The sequence below is a fragment of the Bacteroides sp. LFL-34 genome (assembly GCF_027257075.1).
Lineage (GTDB): Bacteria > Bacteroidota > Bacteroidia > Bacteroidales > Bacteroidaceae > Bacteroides > Bacteroides ovatus.
The window spans coordinates 86521-105426 of sequence record NZ_JAPQKZ010000007.1 but is presented as its reverse complement, the minus strand read 5'-3'; the positions used below and the strand labels follow the sequence as shown (position 1 = coordinate 105426).

17 protein-coding genes and 1 pseudogene are annotated in these 18906 nt (G+C 42.0%); 7 read left to right on the top strand and 11 right to left on the bottom strand.

Translation table 11 applies throughout. The features are described 5' to 3' along the window. Positions 1 to 205: 205 nt before the first annotated feature. Positions 206 to 556 (bottom strand): 50S ribosomal protein L19, encoded by a 351-nt coding sequence (rplS, locus tag N5O98_RS06005; RefSeq protein ID WP_004296199.1) that lies wholly within the window; start codon positions 554 to 556, stop codon positions 206 to 208. A 155-nt stretch (positions 557 to 711) separates the two neighbouring features. On the opposite strand from rplS, the gene N5O98_RS06000 reads away from it, so the two are divergent. Genes N5O98_RS06000 through N5O98_RS05990 form a run of 3 tightly spaced genes read left to right on the top strand, consistent with a single transcriptional unit; the run spans position 712 to position 5370 of the window. Beyond that, positions 712 to 1497 carry a 5'-nucleotidase C-terminal domain-containing protein gene (locus tag N5O98_RS06000; RefSeq protein ID WP_004311967.1) on the top strand — a complete coding sequence of 262 codons (786 nt, stop codon included), beginning with the start codon at positions 712 to 714 and terminating at the stop codon, positions 1495 to 1497. Positions 1498 to 1522: 25 nt separating this feature from the next. Continuing rightward, positions 1523 to 2362 (top strand): bifunctional metallophosphatase/5'-nucleotidase, encoded by an 840-nt coding sequence (locus N5O98_RS05995; RefSeq protein WP_004311968.1) that lies wholly within the window; start codon positions 1523 to 1525, stop codon positions 2360 to 2362. Next, positions 2359 to 5370, top strand: coding sequence for a glycoside hydrolase family 3 N-terminal domain-containing protein (locus tag N5O98_RS05990; protein WP_022200085.1), 3012 nt, complete (start codon positions 2359 to 2361; stop codon positions 5368 to 5370). The genes N5O98_RS05995 and N5O98_RS05990 overlap by 4 nt, the downstream gene beginning before the upstream one ends. Positions 5371 to 5457: 87 nt before the next feature. Here the strand turns inward: N5O98_RS05990 and N5O98_RS05985 are convergent, their stop codons facing one another. The 4 genes from N5O98_RS05985 to N5O98_RS05970 all read right to left on the bottom strand — a co-directional run bounded on the left by N5O98_RS05985 (position 5458) and on the right by N5O98_RS05970 (position 9848). Continuing rightward, positions 5458 to 6084 (bottom strand): porin family protein, encoded by a 627-nt coding sequence (locus N5O98_RS05985; RefSeq protein WP_004296194.1) that lies wholly within the window; start codon positions 6082 to 6084, stop codon positions 5458 to 5460. Between the two features lie 15 nt (positions 6085 to 6099). After that, positions 6100 to 6735, bottom strand: coding sequence for a DUF4136 domain-containing protein (locus tag N5O98_RS05980; RefSeq protein WP_004307006.1), 636 nt, complete (start codon positions 6733 to 6735; stop codon positions 6100 to 6102). Between the two features lie 223 nt (positions 6736 to 6958). Beyond that, a complete protein-coding gene (locus N5O98_RS05975; protein ID WP_004296191.1) occupies positions 6959 to 7312 on the bottom strand; it encodes a MarR family winged helix-turn-helix transcriptional regulator in 354 nt (117 codons plus the stop codon). A gap of 31 nt (positions 7313 to 7343) precedes the next feature. After that, positions 7344 to 9848 (bottom strand): FAD-dependent oxidoreductase, encoded by a 2505-nt coding sequence (locus N5O98_RS05970; protein WP_022200084.1) that lies wholly within the window; start codon positions 9846 to 9848, stop codon positions 7344 to 7346. Between the two features lie 129 nt (positions 9849 to 9977). On the opposite strand from N5O98_RS05970, the gene N5O98_RS05965 reads away from it, so the two are divergent. After that, on the top strand, positions 9978 to 11318 hold the full coding sequence (locus tag N5O98_RS05965; protein ID WP_004311972.1) for a sigma-54-dependent transcriptional regulator: 1341 nt from the start codon (positions 9978 to 9980) through the stop codon (positions 11316 to 11318). A gap of 92 nt (positions 11319 to 11410) precedes the next feature. Here N5O98_RS05965 and proC read toward each other — a convergent pair whose 3' ends face one another. Together proC and N5O98_RS05955 are read right to left on the bottom strand one after the other, a co-directional pair. Beyond that, positions 11411 to 12226: a pyrroline-5-carboxylate reductase gene (gene proC, locus N5O98_RS05960; RefSeq protein ID WP_004311973.1), complete on the bottom strand. Its 816-nt coding sequence runs from the start codon at positions 12224 to 12226 to the stop codon at positions 11411 to 11413. A 53-nt stretch (positions 12227 to 12279) separates the two neighbouring features. Next, positions 12280 to 13593: an amino acid kinase family protein gene (locus tag N5O98_RS05955; protein ID WP_004311974.1), complete on the bottom strand. Its 1314-nt coding sequence runs from the start codon at positions 13591 to 13593 to the stop codon at positions 12280 to 12282. A gap of 439 nt (positions 13594 to 14032) precedes the next feature. Here N5O98_RS05955 and N5O98_RS05950 point away from each other — a divergent pair. Both N5O98_RS05950 and N5O98_RS05945 read left to right on the top strand, forming a co-directional pair. Continuing rightward, positions 14033 to 15325, top strand: a pseudogene (locus tag N5O98_RS05950) (MATE family efflux transporter). Positions 15326 to 15367: 42 nt separating this feature from the next. Next, positions 15368 to 16075, top strand: coding sequence for a TIGR02757 family protein (locus N5O98_RS05945; RefSeq protein WP_032856055.1), 708 nt, complete (start codon positions 15368 to 15370; stop codon positions 16073 to 16075). 138 nt (positions 16076 to 16213) lie between these two features. On the opposite strand, the gene N5O98_RS05940 is transcribed toward N5O98_RS05945, so the two are convergent. The 4 genes from N5O98_RS05940 to N5O98_RS05925 form a co-directional block, all read right to left on the bottom strand. Further along, positions 16214 to 17032, bottom strand: coding sequence for a 4Fe-4S dicluster domain-containing protein (locus N5O98_RS05940; RefSeq protein WP_004310580.1), 819 nt, complete (start codon positions 17030 to 17032; stop codon positions 16214 to 16216). A 49-nt stretch (positions 17033 to 17081) separates the two neighbouring features. After that, positions 17082 to 17771 (bottom strand): hypothetical protein, encoded by a 690-nt coding sequence (locus tag N5O98_RS05935; protein WP_080558409.1) that lies wholly within the window; start codon positions 17769 to 17771, stop codon positions 17082 to 17084. Next, entirely contained in the window at positions 17768 to 18376 is a 609-nt protein-coding gene (locus tag N5O98_RS05930; RefSeq protein WP_004310582.1) for a TetR/AcrR family transcriptional regulator, read from the bottom strand. Before N5O98_RS05930 ends, N5O98_RS05935 begins: the two co-directional genes overlap by 4 nt. Before the next feature lie 83 nt (positions 18377 to 18459). Next, the gene (locus N5O98_RS05925) at positions 18460 to 18657 is read right to left on the bottom strand and encodes a helix-turn-helix domain-containing protein (protein WP_373147953.1); all 198 of its coding nucleotides are present in this window, start codon (positions 18655 to 18657) and stop codon (positions 18460 to 18462) included. Positions 18658 to 18670: 13 nt separating this feature from the next. On the opposite strand from N5O98_RS05925, the gene N5O98_RS05920 reads away from it, so the two are divergent. Continuing rightward, positions 18671 to 18874, top strand: a complete 204-nt coding sequence (locus N5O98_RS05920; protein WP_061448182.1) for a hypothetical protein — start codon at positions 18671 to 18673, stop codon at positions 18872 to 18874. Positions 18875 to 18906: the final 32 nt, after the last annotated feature.

The following is an 18906-nucleotide window of genomic DNA, read 5'->3' as shown; positions in this document are numbered from 1 at the left end:
AGTCCTTTCTGACGTGTACGGCTTATTCAGACAAAGGGTTATTCTCACCGGAGTGAGAAAATATTCTCATACCTTTGAGGAATTATTCTCATTGCAATGAGAATTTTTTCTCATAGGCATGAGAATGTTTGAGAAAATATACAATAAAAAAGGGAACCTCATAATGAAGTTCCCTTTTTTATTTCGAATCGAAAAGTTCGGCTTATTAGTTAGCTCTTTTTTCTTTGATTCTAGCTTTCTTACCAGTAAGAGCGCGCAGGTAGTACAATTTAGCGCGACGAACTTTACCTACCTTGTTCACTTCGATGCTATCGATAGCCGGTGATTCGATTGGGAAAATTCTTTCTACGCCTATAGTTCCTGACATTTTACGTACAGTAAAACGTTTCTTGTCTCCGTGACCGGCGATTTTGATAACAACACCACGGTACAACTGTACACGTTCTTTGTTACCCTCGATAATACGATATGCTACTGTTACAGTGTCTCCTGCTTTGAAGCTCGGGTGCTGTTTTCCGGTAGCAAATGCTTCTTCTGCAATTTTAATTAAATCCATTGTTGTTATTATTAAATTGTTTCATCGTTACAACGCAACATACCAAGTATCTCTTCTCTTGACAGCGATTGCGCGAAAGCGGTGCAAAGTAACGAATTATTTGCCAGATAGCCAAATGTTTTTGTATATTTGTAGCATATCTAAAAATAGCGAACATGAAACAGACTTATGCAAAGTATCTGATGGTGGCAGCGTTGACAGGAGCCCTCCTGTTTACTTCCTGCCGGACTGCACGCGAGACTACGGCACAGTACGAAGTAACCAAAGTAGAGGGTAGCATGATAACGATTGATTCTGTTTGGGATACCCATCCCAATGCAAAAGCTGCCGAAATATTAAAGCCTTATAAGGAAAAGGTAGACGCGATGATGTATGAAGTCATCGGTACCAGTGCAATGAAAATGGATAAAGGAGGTCCCGAAAGTTTGCTTTCCAACCTTGTTGCGGGTGTTTTGCAGCAAGCAGCGGTTCAGGTGTTGGGGAAACCTGCCGATATGGGACTGGTAAACATGGGCGGCTTGCGCAATATCTTGCCCGAAGGGGATATCACGGTAGGCGATGTGTTTGAAATTCTTCCTTTTGAGAATTCTCTTTGCGTACTGACTATGAAAGGAACAGACTTGAGACGTCTTTTTGAAGCGATTGCATCTCTACACGGAGAAGGAGTGAGCGGTATCCGTCTTGAAATCACCAAAGATGGAAAGTTGCTGAACGCCTTTGTCGGTGGAAAACCACTAAAGGATGACCAGCTTTACACGGTGGCTACTATCGACTATCTGGCAGATGGAAACGGACGGATGGATGCTTTCCTGCAGGCGGAAAAGAGAGTATGTCCCGAAGACGCAACCTTACGCGGCCTATTTCTTGATTATGTACGCAAACAGACTGCCGAAGGCAAAGCGATTACCTCCAAACTGGATGGACGTATTACCATAAAATAAAAAGGAGAATCTAAAAATATTGAATATGAAAAGATTTCAGATATTATTCCTGTCATGTCTTGTATTGAGCTTTACTTTCTCAATTTTTGCGCAGGATAAGGATACCAAAGAAGTGATTATTTTACAAACAAGCGATGTGCATAGTCGTATCGAACCTGTCAATCAGAAGGGGGACGAATACTATAATAAAGGTGGTTTTCTTCGCCGGGCTGCTTTTCTCGAACAGTTCCGCAAGGAGCATAAGAATGTGCTGCTTTTCGACTGCGGAGATATTTCTCAAGGGACACCTTATTATAATATGTTCCGCGGAGAAGTGGAAGTTAAACTAATGAATGAAATGGGTTATGACGCTATGACTATCGGTAACCATGAGTTTGATTTTGATGTGGATAATATGGAACGTATTTTCAAGATGGCTAATTTCCCGGTCGTTTGTGCCAACTATAATCTGGATGCTACGGTATTGAAAGATATAGTTAAACCCTACGTCGTTCTTGAGAAATATGGTTTGAGAATTGGTGTGTTTGGTCTTGGAACCCAACCGGAAGGGATGATTCAGGCTAATAAATGCGAAGGAGTCGTTTATGAAGATCCTGTCCGCGTATCCAACGAAATAGCTGCTTTGTTGAAAGACGAAGAAGGTTGTGATTTGGTAGTATGCCTGTCTCATCTGGGCATTCAAATGGATGAACATCTGGTTGCCGGAACACGCAATATCGACGTGATTCTGGGCGGGCACTCTCATACATTTATGAAAGGCCCCAAAACATACTTGAATATGGACGGAAAAGAGGTGCCTGTTATGCACACGGGAAAAAATGGTGTTCGTGTAGGCCGTCTCGATTTGACTTTGAAACATAAATGAAGATAATCCCCTCAATAGTAACGCTTTTATTCCTTATTGCGGCCGGCACGGTTTCAAGTCCGGCGCAGAATGCTACAACCGTTGAACCTCTGCTGGTGTATAAAGCCCTTCAGGACAAAGACTGCCGGCACTGGGTTGATTCGGTTATGGATAAGCTTTCCTTTAAAGAAAAGGTAGGGCAGTTGTTCATCTATACCATTGCCCCGGTAGATACCAAACGAAATCTGGAACTGTTGCGCGAAGTAATCGACACCTATAAAGTGGGCGGACTTCTCTTTTCCGGTGGGAAGATGCAAAATCAGGTTGAACTGACAAACCGGGCGCAACGGCAGGCAAAAGTCCCTTTGATGATTACCTTTGATGGAGAATGGGGACTGGCCATGCGTTTGCGTGGTATGCCTGTTTTTCCACGGAATATGGTATTGGGATGTATCCGTGACAACAAGCTGCTCTATGAATACGGGCGTGAAGTTGCTCGTCAATGCCGACAGATTGGAGTACAGGTCAACTTTGCTCCGGTGGCGGACGTGAATATAAATCCTGAAAATCCCGTAATCAATACCCGTTCTTTTGGAGAAGATCCGATACAGGTGGCTGATAAGGTTATCGCTTATGCTTCCGGTTTGGAAAGTGGAGGGGTTTTATCTGTGTGTAAACATTTTCCCGGACATGGAGATACCGATGTTGATTCGCATAAGGCGCTTCCGGTACTTCCTTTCACTCGTGAGCGTCTGGACAGTGTGGAACTTTATCCTTTTAAAGAAGCCATCCGTGCCGGATTGGGCGGTATGATGGTAGGACATTTGCAAGTTCCGGTGATAGAACCGATTGGTGGACTTCCGTCTTCCTTGTCCCGCAATGTCGTATATGATTTGCTGACAGATGAGTTGGCGTTCAAAGGACTCATATTTACGGATGCGCTTGCCATGAAAGGAGTGGCGGGAAATGGAAATGTCAGTTTGCAGGCTTTGAAAGCTGGTAATGACATGGTATTGTCTCCCCGAAACTTGAAGGAAGAGATACCGGCCGTACTGGAAGCCATTGAAAAAGGAGAGTTGACCCGCGAAGATATTGAAAGCAAATGTCGTAAGGTCTTGACTTATAAATATGTGTTGGGACTGAAGAAAAAGTCGTATGTACAATTATCCGGTCTGGAACAACGGATTAACAGTCCGCAAACGCGTGATTTGGTTCGCCGGTTGAATTTAGCGGCAATAACAGTTCTGAACAACAAGAATCATATTCTCCCCTTGCATACAGACAAAGAGCAGGCGATTGCATTGCTCGAGGTAGGAGATCCCGGAGAAACTGATGCGTTGGCGAAACAACTTTCCCGCTATACGTCTTTGGCTCGTTTTTCCCTTCGTGCCAATCAGACGGAAGAGGAAAATCAGCGGTTGCGTGATTCTTTGTCTACCTATAAACGGATTATTGTAGCCGTCAGTGAACAGCGGCTGGCTCCTTATCAGCCTTTCTTTGCTAAGTTTGTTCCCGAAAGCCCGGCCATTTATCTGTTTTTTACTCCCGGGAAGATGATGTTGCAGATTCAGCGCGCGGTGGCTCATGCTTCGGCGGTGGTGCTGGGACATAGCTATAGTAGTGACGTGCAGCGCCAGGTGGCAGATGTGCTATTTGCCAAGGCATCTGCAGACGGACAGTTGTCGGCAAGTCTGGGAGAACTGTTCCCAACGGGAGCAGGAGTGACTATTACCCCTAAAACGCCGTTGCATTTCGTTCCGGAAGAATACGGGCTTTCCTCTGCTCATCTAAAACGGATTGATTCCATTGCATTGGATGGTATTCGTCAGGGAGCCTATCCTGGTTGCCAGGTGGTGGTACTGAAAAACGGTCATATTATGTTCGACAAGGCTTTCGGTACTTATACGGGTAAAGGAAGTCCTCGTGTCGAATCTACGAATATCTACGATCTGGCTTCCCTTTCAAAAACGACGGGTACCTTGCTTGCCATTATGAAACTCTACGATAAGGGACGTTTTAATCTGACAGATAAAATTTCGGATCATTTGCCGTTCTTGCAACGTACTGATAAGAAAGATATAACGATTCAGGAAATTCTGTATCATCAGTCCGGTTTACCTTCCTGGATTCCTTTTTATCAGGAAGCCATCGATAAGGATAGCTATGACGGAAGATTGTTCAGCGCACGTAAAGATGTCCACCATCCGGTACAGATTGGTACGACTACGTGGGCGAATCCGAAATTCAAATTCAAGAGTGAATATATTTCTCCGGTCAAGACCGGTGATTATACTGTTCAGATCTGTGACAGTTTGTGGTTAAACCGTTCTTTCCGAAAGGTGATAGAAGAGAAAATTGCAGAAGCTCCGTTAAAGCAGAAGCGCTATGTATATAGTGATGTCGGATTTATACTCTTGGGAATGTTGGTGGAACAACTGGCCGGTATGCCTATGGAAGCCTATTTGCAACGTGAGTTTTATGAGCCGATGGGGTTGGAACATACAGGTTACCTGCCTTTACGCCGCTTTGCCAAATCGGAAATTGTCCCTTCCAACAAAGACCGTTTCTTGCGTAAAGAGACTTTGCAGGGATTTGTACATGATGAGGCTTCCGCTTTCTTTGGCGGATTGGCCGGAAATGCCGGACTTTTCTCTACTGCCCGTGATGTAGCCCGCGTTTATCAGATGTTGCTGAATGGAGGAGAAATAGATGGACAACGTTATCTTAGCAAAGAAACTTGCCAGCTGTTTACTACTGAAACCTCGAAGATCAGCCGGCGTGGCTTAGGTTTTGACAAGCCCGATGCAGATGATCCGAAGAAAGGAAATTGTGCGCCTGCTGCACCTGCCGAAGTATATGGTCATACCGGATTTACCGGTACATGTGCATGGGTGGACCCAATGAATGAACTGGTTTATGTATTTCTTAGCAACCGGATTTATCCGGACGTAACGAACCGCAAATTGAACCAGCTGCACATTCGTGAGCGAATACAGGGAGCTATTTATGATGCGATGAAGAAAAAATAAAAAAAGAAAGGTAAAAGGTATCTATATTAAAAGCTACCTTTTACCTTTTTTATTATTAACGTAATATTCTGATAGTTGCAGTTCTTTTTAGAACGATACACCCAGGCGGAAACCGAAGTTACTCAATCCATCTACACTGTAATGCAGTACGTCAGCTTTGTTGGTACCATAGCTGTAGTACAAAGCAAAGTGCAAGCCCGGTCCGTAAACCCATGGGAATACATTGATACCTACTTCAGGAGAAGCATAGAATCCCCAACTGTTTTCTCTTGCTTCCAACATGCTGAAATTAGAGCGGATTTTAGCATATTCAGCACCTAATTTAGCACTGACATAAGGTTGGAAAGATCCACCACGATTCCACTGGTAACGTGCAGCAGCACCGAAAGGCAATTGGAAAATGGTATGTTGCTGATCGGTAGTCACTTCACCGGCACCCATCTGGAAGGTTTCGCGACCTACATATTCGTGGTTGCTGTGATAGTTCAGGAAAAGTCCCAAGCCAATGTTAGGAGTCACGAAATAACCACCTTCAAAGTTCATACCCCAACCGCTTGCTTTATCTGCAAAGTGATTACTTAGCGGAGCATTGAACTGCCAGTCGATATTCGCATATCCATTGTCTGATAGCTGTGCCTTAGCCGGCATGGCGAAGGCGATGGCAATAGCCGCCAAGGCTACTACCTTGAAGTATATATTTTTTCTTGTTTTCATAACAGTTGTAGTTGTTTATTTGTTAGTAAGATAAGGTGACTGTGTAAATGACTGGTTGACAGCTTCTACTGCAAGAGTACGGTTGATAGCTTTGGAACCAGTTTCAAATCCGGTCAGATAACTTGTCCATACAACAGGCAGTTTTTTACTGTCTCCCTGTTCGGCTTTCAAGTTTACCATTTCTGTCAGGAAGGAGTTGGTGCTATAACTATAAGTTACAGCGTACGGGTAGTACCATCCACCACCCCAGTTGCCACCCCAGTAGCCAGGTCCCCAGTATCCGGGATAACCCCACCACCATTCAGGTTGTGTGTAGCTGGTGAAATAATAAGTACTTGCGATGTAGCTCACTTGGATACCAAGATCTGCACTTTCTTGGTCTGCTGCTGCTTCGTAGCCTCTGGCTACCATATTGTCTGTATAAGCAGCCAGAATTTGTTCTGCGCCTTCACCTTCGAGATATTCCGGTTCTTTACTGTCACTAATCACCAGAATCTGGGGTGCCAGATAGAATGTAGGAACTTTGAAATCGGCTTTCTTGTCATAGTTAGTGTATACCAGATAATTGTCATCCAGCTTACCCATGTCCGGGTCTTTTTCACATGAAGCGAGTGCAAAGACCGCCAATAAAATAGGAATTAATTTCTTCATATCTTTTATAATGTTTAGGTTATATAAAAATCGCGCCCAGGTACCTTGGGCTTTTGATAGAAACAACAAGAAAGGTGGAAAAAGGTTCAGATGGAAATTTCTTTTGCCGGAAAATTAACATATATCTTTTGCCCTGTTTAAAGAAAAACGGTGAGCACTCTGCCCCATTATCAGGGAGTTTGCTCACCGTTCATTATTTACAGATAATTGTTTGAAAATCCGTTTATTTAAACAGGGGTTTAAGTAGATCGGGTATCTCTACCTTATCAAGTTCCAGTTCATTTACTCGCTGCTTGCCCGTATGGGTCAGGTGGAAGTACATCTGTCTCCGGTCTTCGCTTCCGAGCGACCGGACGATCAGTCCTTTTTCCTCCAGTATTCGCAGCATTTTAGATGTGTGTGAGGGGCTTAGCTCGGTTTGCTTGGACAGGTTGGTAGCCGTCACTTTCTCCGATGCCTCTTTGAGGGCACACAATATCATTGCTTCATTTAGCGTTATCTGGTACATTTTTTCAAATGCTGTTTCAAAGTTTCCCATTGCTTTGAATACATCACGCATTGCACATATTGTTTTCATACCTTATTTGAATATTTTATTAGTTCATTTTTTAAATAAATAGATTAACGTTTGCGTTATCCGCCCGTTCCATATACGTTGCTACACCGCCAATGGTCACCTCGTCCAGGAGTTCTTCTTGTTTGACTCCCATCACGTCCATTGACATCTGGCAAGCGATAAATTCCACACCGTTTTCCAGAGCTTGCTGGCGCAAAGATTCCAGTGAATCAATCCCTTTTTTGTTCATGATATACCGCATCATTTTTCCGCCTATTCCGCCCATGCTCATCTTAGAAAGTTTCAGTTTCTTGGAGCTGGAAGGCAGCATCATACCAAACATTTTTCCGAAAATATCCTTTTCGGTTTCCGGTTTGTGCAACTTCTTGATAACGTTCAGTCCCCAGAAAGTGAAGAAGATGGTGACTTTTTGTCCCGTAGCTGCTGCGCCGTTTGCCAGTACAAAAGTAGCCAAGGCTTTGTCCAAATCATCACTAAACATGATGAAGGTTTTTCCTTTGCCCTCACATGAAGTAACAATATTGCACGATTTTGGTTCTCCTTTTTCTATTACAACAATAGATTTTCCTCCGGAGGTATCTTTCGAAATCAATTGATTACCCGTCGAACTGCACCATGCGGCGGCGTCGCGCGGAAAACCTGGATCGGTTGAGGTGATTTCCACCCGTTCGCCTGAAACCAGTGTATCCATTGTTTTCTTCATTTTCAGAATCGGACCGGGACACTGTAACCCGCAGGCATCCACCCGGACTGTTTTGGCAGGGGTAGCGGAAGCATCAGCTGCAGCAGTGACGGGAGCTGTAGAAACGTTGGGTTGACTGGTTTGGGAAGCGGTTTCCTTTTGTATGGGTGATTCGTCTATTTCGTTTCCATTTTCTTCCCGTATGATGATGGGAGCAGTGGCAGCCCGATAAGTCTTTAATCCTCCCGAGAGATTACGTACCTTGTCAAATCCGTGTTGTGTCAGTATACGGTAAGCAAGATACCCCCGTAACCCGACTGCACAGAATGTATAAATCATTTTATCTTTCGGTAATTCTGCCAACCGGTCGCGAAGTTCATCCAACGGAATATTCACGGCACCCGGTAAGCTACCCAATGAAAATTCATCCGGGGTGCGGACATCCAACAGGAACTTATTTTCCATTTCAATGTCTCGCAATTCTCTCCAATACACAGGATTGGTTTTGCCTGTGATGATATCTTCAGCTACATATCCTGCCAGTGCTACCGGATCTTTGGCCGAAGAGAACGGAGGAGCATACGCTTGTTCCACTTTCATCAGATCGTAGATTGTTCCCTCGTGCTTGATGACAAGTGCGAGTTCGTCAATCCGTTTGTCCACCCCATCGTAACCAACGATTTGTCCGCCATACAATCTTCCTGTCTTTTTATCGAAAGTGATTTTAATGCTCATCGGCATGGCATCCGGATAGTAACCGGCATGGGAAGCGGGATGAATGGTAGACGACATATAGTCTATCTCTTCCTGACGCAGACGCTTGCCGGGTAAGCCGGTTGAAGCAACGGTCATGTCGAAAACCTTTGCGATTGAAGTACCAATAGAGCCTTCGTAAGGAATCTTTGCTCCGAGGACATTGTCCGCAACGATACGTCCCTGGCGGTTGGCAGGTCCGGCGAGATAGTTGAGCCAGGGTTTGCCGGTGATCGGGTGGCGGAACTCGATCGCGTCACCGATAGCATAAATAGACTCGTCAGAGGTTTGCAGGTAATCGTTTACGGCGATACCTCCTGCAGGGCCGATAGTCAGTTCGGCAGCCCGTGCCAGATTAGTTTCCGGGCGGACGCCGATAGATAGAATAACGATGTCGGCAGAAATTGACTGGCCATTCTTGAAAGTTACTTTCAATCCTCTTCCATCCCGGCTAAAAGAGGCGACAGCTTGTTCCAAGTAGAGGTTTACTCCTTTATCCATCAGATGTTGGTGAACAAGTGATGCCATCGAAAAGTCGATAGGGGCCATCACTTGATTGCCCATTTCCACAATCGATACTTTCGCTCCCTGTGCCTGTAAGTTTTCCGCCATTTCAAGGCCGATAAATCCGGCTCCTACGACAACAGCTTTTCGTGGGGCGTGGTTCTTGATATATTCTTTGATCCGATCTGTGTCGGTGACATTCCTTAGTGTGAAGATTCCACTTAGGTCGATTCCGGGAAGAGGGGGGCGTACCGGAGAGGCTCCGGTAGATATGACTAACTTATCATAGCTCTCTTCATAAGTATCTTCACTGCTTTGGCGGACAGTCACTGTTTTTCTTTTCCGGTCAATGAAAATCACTTCATTTTCTGTGCGTACATCTACGCGGAAGCGTGTAGAAAAGGCTTCGGGTGTTTGCACGAACAATTTATCCCGTTCCTCTATCACTCCTCCTATATAATAGGGTAGGCCACAATTGGCATATGATATGTACTTTCCTTTTTCTAAAAGGACAATTTCAGCTGTTTCATCTACTCGTCTGATTCGGGCAGCAGTGGTGGCTCCTCCTGCAACTCCCCCAATAATAATTATTTTCATCTGTTTATAGCGTAAATAGTTTCCTGCGGAAATAACAAACTGTATCGAAGAAATGTTCATGGATTCAGATAAAAAAACTATATTTGCGCACCCTGTTTTTCATTCTTCTATTTAATGTAGATAAATTGTATGAGTAAAATTCTTATTATTGACGATGAAGTCCAGATTCGCAGTCTTTTAGCTCGTATGCTGGAACTTGAGGGCTATGAAGTGTGTCAGGCAGGTGATTGCAAAGCTGCCATCAAACAACTGGAAATTCAATCGCCCGACGTAGCTTTATGCGATGTTTTTCTTCCTGATGGAAACGGAGTAGATCTGGTGTTGAACATCAAGAAAATAGCTCCCAATGTAGAGGTGATTCTTCTTACTGCTCACGGCAATATTCCCGACGGGGTGCAGGCTATTAAAAACGGTGCATTTGATTATATAACGAAAGGAGATGATAATAACAAGATTATTCCTTTAATCAGCCGTGCCGTGGAGAAAGCAAAGATGAATGTCCGTTTGGAAAAACTGGAAAAGAAAGTCGGGCAGATGTACTCGTTCGATTCTATTCTGGGTGAGTCAAAGGTGTTGAAAGAGGCTGTATCTCTGGCGCAGAAAGTGTCTGTGACAGATGTTCCCGTATTACTGACGGGGGAAACAGGAACAGGAAAGGAAGTCTTTGCGCAAGCTATACATTATAGTAGTAAACGGAGCAAACAGAATTTTGTGGCGGTCAACTGTTCGTCTTTCAGTAAAGAACTGCTCGAAAGCGAGATGTTCGGACATAAGGCTGGCTCGTTTACCGGTGCGCTGAAGGATAAGAAAGGACTTTTTGAAGAAGCTAATAACGGAACGATCTTTCTGGATGAAATCGGAGAGATGGCTTTCGAATTGCAGGCAAAGTTACTGCGTATCCTTGAAACAGGAGAATATATAAAGATCGGTGATACCAAGCCGACAAGAGTCAATGTGCGTATCATTGCTGCTACCAACCGCAACCTGCAGGAGGAGATCAAAGCAGGACATTTCCGTGAAGACTTGTTTTATCGTCTTTCGGTTTTTCAGGTGCATCTTCCTTCGCTTCGTGAACGTACCGGTGATATCAGAATTCTTGCAACTGCTTTTGCCAAAAGTTTTTCCGAAAAACTTTCGTATGCCATCAATGAGATGACTCCTGCTTTTCTGGAAGCGCTGGAACAACAGCCGTGGAAAGGGAACATCCGTGAGTTGAGAAATGTGATTGAGCGTAGCCTGATTGTGTGTGAAGGGGGGCGACTGGATATTTGTGATCTTCCTTTGGAAATCCAAAACACTCATTATGAATGTTCGGATGATAGTGTAGGCAGTTTTGAGTTGGCCGCAATGGAACGCAGACATATTGCACGTGTGTTGGAATATACAAAAGGGAATAAAACGGAAGCTGCCCGTTTGTTGAAAATCGGACTTACCACCCTGTACCGGAAGATAGAGGAATATAAAATCTAAGCATACATTTTCTTAAGTCCTTTTATGCAGGCTTTGGGATATATAGCATTTCAAAATAGGCAAAAAGGACTTGAGAAACCATACCATAAGGACTATTGGAAGATTTTTACATCTTCTTCCTCTTTATCAATCAAAGTTGTGGCACTGCTTTTGATGGCTTGAATAATAGAAGAAGTGAAGCCTTTGTGCTCCAGTTCGTTCAATCCTTTTATAGTGGTTCCGCCCGGAGTGGTTACTTTCTCTATTTCCAGCAATGGATGAGTGTTATGATTCAGAATCAGTTCTGTCGCTCCTTCCATGCTATACGCTGCCATTTGCATGGCATCCTTGCCGGGAATTCCTAGCTCAATCCCTGCCTGCATAACCGCTTGCATATATTTTAGGGCGAAAGCTATTCCGCTGGAAGTTAATGCGGAAGTGGTATCTAGTTGTTCCTCTTGCAGGAACAGGCATTTTCCTCCTTCTTCGAATATCTGTTTTATTAATTGCTGATATTCTTTATCGGTTCCGCGGGAAGCTATCAAAGTGAGGCTGGAACGTTCTGTAATGGCCATATTGGGAACTGCCCGAAAGATAGGCATCTCGGCTTCTGTTAAATGAGCCAGGTGGGAGATACATACTCCGGACACAAGAGATACGAGGATTTGTGTACGTGAGAAACGTAGAGGAGACAATACTTCATCTACTTTCCAGGGATTGATGGCGAGGACGATTACTTCGGCTTCCGATATGGCTTGTTGGTTATCGGTCGTTATGTGTATTGCAGGGAAATGTTCTTGCAGTCTCTCCAGTTTATCAATGTTTGGATTGGAGACAATAATGTCTTTCTCATTGTAAAGATGTCCTTGCGCCAGACAAGTGACGATTGCACTCCCTATGTGTCCGGCTCCTATAATAGCTATTTTCATCTCTTTATTTTTTTTATTTGGCTTTCAGATGTCTCTTTTTATCCGGCTTTGAATCAGGCTGCGCACTGACTCTCAAAAAATTGTCTGGATAGCGAACTAATCAGTCTGTTTTTATCTGTGGTATGTACAGATAGTGTGAAACAATGATCGCTTCCTCCATAAGAAATGAGAGATACGGGGATATCTTTGATAGTATCCATAATATGGCTTTCTACTTGTGTGCGTTCCCAATGAAGGGAGCCGATGATATGTATTACAGACATATTTTCGTCCATAACCATTTCGGCATATTTGTGTAGTTCCCTTTGAATGATTCGCAGGGTGTCCCGGCTGGCTGTCAGCATCATCGAGATGGATACATTGGATGAGGCCATTGAGATGACATTGATTTGATATTTGTTGATAACTTCCAATATCTTACCCATAAACAAATATCCGGGCAATACATTCAATGAGGTAAAACGCACAAAAGTAGCCGAATCCTGTGAGAGGATGGCCTTGACGCTGTTGCCTGTGTCATGGGAAGATATATAGAGTCGTTCTGTTGACAGATCGTGTGTATCGGTTAGGCGGATAACTATATTAGAGCGTGCCGCAAGGGTGATACAATCTGCGTAGAGCAGGTGTACTCCGCTGTTAATCAGTTGTTCGGCTTCTATGTAGGTTAGTGAATGTTGTTCTCGCAGACAATTCCGATTTGCGTAGATATGATTGATAGGGGTGGATAACAGTATTTCGTCCGCTTTGAATAGGGTGGCAAGCACTGTTGCATAGTAATCATTGCGTTGTTCGCTCATGAAGTCTATTTCACCATACACATTCCTGCAAATGGAAAGTGGGGCGATAAAAATATCCACATTCCGGTTCTCGTCAATGTATTGTTGGATAGATTCTTGAATATATGGGATATCCGGCTTTCTTTCCAGGTTGATCTGTATAAGTTTGCCGGTATCTAATGTTTGGGCACGAAGACCCTGTTGACGTAAGCAATAAGTGAATAAATCGCTGGATAATCCGTATACTTCCGCTTTTATCATTTTATCAATCAGTAAATCTGCTTTGTCTTCTACAAGTATATGTATTTTCTTTATACACTCCAGAATCCGGTTTTTAATTTCCTGATTTAAGTGCGAATCTGTAACGAGATGATTGGCAAGGGTACAGCAATATGCTTCGATGGCATTGACTGTGGCATGAGAAACTTCATCTTCTTCGTGAAACCAACTGATGGAAATAGCCTGTAACCACTCCTGTAATTGTGCCAATATAGGGACTACAGCTACATAAGGATGTTCTTTCTGAATACAATTGATTACTTGCTTCATTTCATCCTCATCTTTAATTTTCTCGAATTTACAAACTTTCATTGTTATCTGGTTATTTATTGGTTACTACTCTTTTCAAAATGATATGCCTTTTTTCAAAAGAGAAAGATATTTAAGAATCATTCCTTAGCTTTAGAATATGGTATATCTGTATAAATCAATCTGTTAATGTTGCAATCAATGTTTTTAATACATCTCTTTACTATAAGTAATCTGCTAATACCATACCACATTGGGATATGAAAATAAGATTTCTTATCTTTGTTGCGTAATTGATTGATAAACCAGCAATATTCATCCATTTATGAAACTCTGCATATAGCTACGCTCAACGAATAGCATCATTTCTAACAGGGCTATTCAGCTATCCGACAGGCAACTACTCGCCTGCCAAAGAGTTTTATATCCATTTTTATAAATTTACGGAACTGTGTGCTGCTATGATGTGGTATACCGTATCGTGTTATTTTTAAGTTGAGCAATGAATTATACATATAAGCAAATATGGCTCATCAACTTTCCTGTGATGATGAGCATTCTGATGGAACAATTAATCAATATTACCGACGCTATTTTCCTGGGGCATGTGGGAGAAGTCGAACTGGGAGCTTCTGCGCTTGCCGGAATCTATTATTTAGCTGTTTATATGCTGGGCTTCGGATTCAGCATCGGGATGCAGGTGATGATTGCCCGGAGAAATGGGGAACAACATTATAAAGAGACGGGACGTACATTTTTTCAGGGAGTATATTTCCTGTCGGGGATGGCAGTCATTCTTTGCCTATTGCTCCATTTGGCTTCTCCCTTGATCCTGTGCCGGTTGATAACTTCGGATGAAATTTATCAGGCAGTGATTCATTATCTGGATTGGCGTAGCTTCGGTTTGTTATTCTCATTTCCTTTTTTAGCTTTCCGGTCTTTTCTGGTAGGGATAACAACGACCAAAGCATTGTCCGTGGCAGCTATCATGGCTATCTGTATTAATATGCCTTTTAACTATCTGCTGATATTCAAACTGAATCTGGGTATATCCGGGGCGGCGATGGCTTCTTCTTTGGCAGAGTTCGGAGCTTTTATCGTACTCCTATTATATATGTGGGTGAGGGTAGATAAAGTGAAATATGGGCTGAAGGTCGTTTATGATGGGAAAGTGTTAATAAAGTTGTTGAGGATATCTGTATGGAGTATGCTTCACTCTTTTATCAGCGTTGCTCCCTGGTTTCTGTTCTTCGTTGCTATCGAGCATCTGGGAAGGACAGAGCTTGCTATTTCCAATATTACTCGTAGTGTTTCTACCGTCTTTTTTGTGATTGTCAACTCTTTTGCATCCACTACTGGTTCATTAGTCAGCAATCTAATTGGGGCGGGGTAGGGGAAGGAACTTTTTCCCGTTTGCCATAAAGTTCTTAGGTTGGGTTATGCCGTGGGGGTTCCATTGATAGTTATGGCTCTTTGGGGTAACCAATGGGTTATCGGATTTTATACGAATAACGATAATCTGGTGAGACTAGCTTTCTATCCTTTTATAGTTATGCTGTTGAATTATGCTTTTGCACTGCCCGGATATGTTTATATCAATGCTGTTACCGGTACAGGAAAGACGAAGCTCGCCTTTATCTTCCAGTTAATCACCATTCTTGTATATTTGATTTATCTGTATCTGTTAAGTGAATGTTTTCATGCTTCTCTGACTGTGTATATGACGGCAGAATATTTGTTTGTTATTTTATTAGGGATACAATCTATCATTTACTTAAAGAGGAAATCCGACTAGAATATGTATTTTTGTACTTTCAATACTTGATACTTCCTCGAAATGACTGAAGATATAAAGAATAAACTTTTAATGTGTGCGGAGATGTATCATCGCGCAGACTTTATACAAAGCGATCCGGTGCAGTTTCCCCATCGTTATACGCTGAAACAGGATATCGAAGTCAGCGGTTTGCTGACGGCAATTATGAGTTTTGGCAATCGCAAACAGATATTGAAGAAGGCGGAAGAGCTGCACGGGCTAATGGGAGATTCACCTTATCAGTATGTATTGTCCCGTCAGTGGGAGGGGGATTTCCCACCGGGGGCAACCGGTAGTTTTTATCGGATGCTGTCACATGCTGATTTCTATGGATATTTCCAGCGATTATACATTGCTTATACACAGTTTGAAAGTTTGGAAGAAGCCTTGAAGACATACCCCGGAATACCGATGGAAAAGCTATGTGCATTTCTTGAAGTCTCTGCCAAAAGTCCTCAAAAGAAACTGAATATGTTTTTGCGTTGGATGATTCGCCGGGACTCGGCGGTCGATTTGGGCATTTGGGAGAGTTTTGATCGCAGGGATTTGATTGTTCCCTTGGATACACATGTCTGCCGGGTAGCCCATTATTTCAAGTTGACGGATGCAGAAACCTTTTCTTTGAAAAATGCCCGCCAGATAACGGTAGCATTGGCTGAGGTCTTCCCGGATGATCCATGTTTGGGCGATTTTGCCTTGTTCGGATTAGGGGTGAATGGGGAGATTTAATACATAATCCTATAAAATGAAATTTTCGATTATAATCGAGAAAACGTGTTTTTACTCTGGCTTTTTCGATTATAATTGAAAAAAGCTATATTCTTAGACAGATAGCTTCAAAACTGATCTCCGAACTGGGGGTAAATCCTAATAATATCTATATGCCTGCTGTAGTTTATCACTGCCTGCTTCCCGAATAGCAATCCGTATCCCGTTGATGAACGACTCATTAATAAAAATACTATTCGTAGGACAATTCCTGCTACATGTCTGACATTGGATACAGTTGCTTTCTCCCGTGGGAAGAATAATCCTTGAATTATCATATTCCTTTATCTCAAACACATGCATTGGACATAGATTGATGCATTTCATACAATGAATACAAGTCGTAATATTTAATAATGTCGTTTTGCCGGCAATCTTATTAGCGTTAGAGGGATGCTTGTAGATAGGGGAATAGTCTATCTTATCAATCATAAATTTCTTCATTTTGGAGAATTTGGCTAATGGATGTATGCGTCTTTTCATACTATCGGCAAATAATTTCGCTTTAAATAAATCTTTCTCGTTAGGGCGTGCCTTGTTGTATCCGTTTATTGCTACCCATGGACCAGTCCTATCAAAACCTTTACAGGAAAATTCACCGATAAGATTTCCACCTTTATCTGACAATATCCTTTTGAGTGCTTGATGATACTTTCCAAGGAATGGACGGCAGCGGGTGGAGAAGATGAAGACGTTGCGATTTCTGAATTCATGTGACTTCGCAAATGAGAGAAGTTTACAGTGATGTTGGGCAAAGTTTATTCCTGAACCGAGTCCGATTAAGTCATAATCTGATAAGTCGATATTTTCTGCTTCCCGGGTAGTGGCTAAAAAAGCAGATAGTTCGTTTGCCATTCTTTGGGCAACTTTGAGCGTATTACTTTGGTAAGTAGAAACATAGATAATAATTGCTTTCATTGTTCTATTTTTTTTAAATTTAAATCGTGAATATATCATTGAGTATTATTTATTTAGCTTTGATAATTGTTTCAGGAGTACCGGGACCGCCGTTTACTCCTTTGTAACCTATGAATTGGTGATTTGCCGCATTGAAATAGTAGAGGCAACTCCAAAAGTGAGATAAGATGCCTGTAAGCCTCACCTTTATTTCATAGGTTTTTTGATTGTTGAATAATACAGTGGTAGCTTTTCGTTCTGCCTGCATGACATATAATTCCAGATTGTCAGGACGAAAACACTCGTATTTTATACTATTCTTATTGATTGTTTGTCCGGCAGAATAAGCTATATTTTGATACCACGGATAGCCTTTGCTTTTAACCGTTTTATTATAGGGCTGGTTGTTGAGTGTACCTTTAAAATAGTAGTTATTATTATATAAGACAATAGTCAGATTCGTATGTTTTATTGAATCAGTCAACTGCCAGGATAGAGTTGTGCATAAAGGCGAGAGGCGATAATGATGAACTTCTGAATTTTGGGAAGTAGTCAGAAAAATAATGTTGTTTTCTGTTTTCTCATTCCATATTATTATGTTCTTTTCTTTTCCACAAACAGATTCAAAATGTCTCTGCCGGGCCTGTGCATTACAAGAAATGCTATACAATATAGAACAGCATATCACTAAGCAGGATAATATTGTATTACATTCAATAATATTGTGTGGCATAGTCGTTAAATGATAAAATCGTTTCATTTCAGGATATTTTCAAAAAGTGCACGAATGTATTTATAAATAGTTTGCTTGCATAACTCCCAAGCTTCTGGATTACTAAAATCGATACCGTTGAATATACGATATTGTCTTGTGGCTAAGACAATGTAATTTATAGAAGCAATTAATATAGTGATGAACATACGTACATCTTTCGATTCTTTTCCCAATTTCTTTTCCAGTTCCTCCTGAAGTTTGAAACCATTTCTTTCCCGTTCATCCTGAATACTTCTGAATGTAGAATTTCCCGATAACTCCCATGCTAACAATTCCTGCATTAGCTTGTTTGTCCGTAAGAAGTTCAGTTGTTTCAATAAGACGGTTTGGGTCAATTTAATAATATCTTCAGAACTTTCCGCTTTTGTCACTCTTTCCGAATAAGCCTGATAAGCTAAAGTATAGAAATCATTATCTTTAGCCCAAGCAGCTAATAAACCTTCCAGTCCACCAAAATAACGGTAGATTAACACTTTATCGCATTTTGCCTGCTTGGCGATCTTATTGACTCCGATTTTACTGAATCCTTCGTTTTCAATAATTTGGCTAACGGCAATTAGCAGCCGTTTTTCTGCATTTCTTAATTTCATAATATAAATATTGTCACTGTTCGATGACAAAGGTAGACTTCAAAGTGGTGACATATTCTTCATTAGGAAAAAATGTAGGAAATTTAAGTGATATTTATTTGCACTACGCCTACTTCACTTCCAAACTGATTTAGTATTTGGTTTACTTTATCTACTCGAAGAGTCTGTTTGCCTTGTTCCAATTCACGAACAAAACGTAATCCCACTCCTGATTTTTTAGATAACTCGATTTGTGTAAGATTGTATTGCTTACGTATAGCCTTTACTTGCTTGGATGGTATGTTTGCACTTTGAATGTTTAATTTTTTAGTTTTTGGCGATAACCAATATAGAAAATGCGAAGAAGGGGAGATGCCTAGAGTATCTAATGGAAAAATGATTTCAGCTTTGAAAGATTCTCATTTCTTTTGGGAAATACTGAAACTTGCTCAAAATCAGTTTCCCGATGATGGGATACTTAAAATTGAAAAAAAGAGTGAAAGAGCTATTGTTAAATAATTCCTGTTTTGAGGTAGTTGTAATGTATGCTT